This window comes from Pantoea sp. GbtcB22 (assembly GCF_019091025.1).
In the GTDB taxonomy this organism is placed as follows: domain Bacteria; phylum Pseudomonadota; class Gammaproteobacteria; order Enterobacterales; family Enterobacteriaceae; genus Pantoea; species Pantoea leporis.
The window spans coordinates 1-234 of the sequence record NZ_JAGXKB010000914.1; the positions used below are offsets into that span (position 1 = coordinate 1).

The following is a 234-nucleotide window of genomic DNA, read 5'->3' on the forward strand; positions in this document are numbered from 1 at the left end:
TTGTCGACACCGGCATGAGGGGGGAGTTTGATGAGGTGTTCCAAGCCGTTGGGTGGAGGGAGTTTGCAGACATCCAAGAAGGAGGAATCGAACTCCTCACCAAAGAATTCCTCAAGACTCTTCGCACCGACACCCGTCGGGAAGGTACGTTCGTCTGGTTCCGCCTCTTTAATACCGATTATGAGCTCACTCTGCGCCAGTTTAGCAATTTGCTATGCTTTTCGCCGCGGTGTT

1 protein-coding gene is annotated in these 234 nt (G+C 52.6%); it reads left to right on the forward strand.

Annotation, left to right across the window (positions count from 1 at the left end; genetic code table 11):
- Positions 1-234: hypothetical protein (locus tag KVT28_RS27035; protein WP_217551415.1), on the forward strand; the 234-nt coding region annotated here is incomplete at both ends.